Genomic DNA, 416 nt, shown 5'->3' on the forward strand with positions numbered 1-416 from the left:
GGCCAGGGCGCGCCCGGCGTCCGAGTAGAAGCTGATCTTGCGGTCCAGGACGGCGAGGGTGCCCTGGAGTTCGGCGATGCGCGCCAGCACGTCCTCGCGGGTCGCCTTGCGCAGCTCGAAGCGCTCGGCGTACGTGGGGTCGCCGGCCCGGACCAGTTCGGCGTAGCGCACCATGTCGGCGACCGGCATGCCGGTCAGGCGGAGCTTGCCGACCAGGGCGAGCCAGTCGAGGTCGCGGTTGGTGTAGCGCCGCTGCCCGGTGTGGGAGCGGTCGATGTGCGGCATGAGTCCGATGCGCTCGTACCAGCGCAGGGTGTGCGCGGTCAGCCCGGTGAGGGCGGCCACCTCGCTGATCGTGTACTTGTCCTGGCCGTCCGGCCGCCGGTCGCCTTGCGGGGGTCCGGCGCAGGTGCCGG

The 416-nt window shown here is 72.8% G+C and carries 1 protein-coding gene; it reads right to left on the reverse strand.

The window, feature by feature from the left end:
* Positions 1 to 416, reverse strand: a 416-nt coding sequence (locus tag LPA54_RS40275; protein WP_228985388.1) for a MerR family transcriptional regulator, incomplete at both ends; no start/stop codon positions are given.

Origin of the sequence: Streptomyces sp. DH12 (assembly GCF_020873895.1) — a bacterium.
GTDB lineage: Bacteria > Actinomycetota > Actinomycetes > Streptomycetales > Streptomycetaceae > Streptomyces.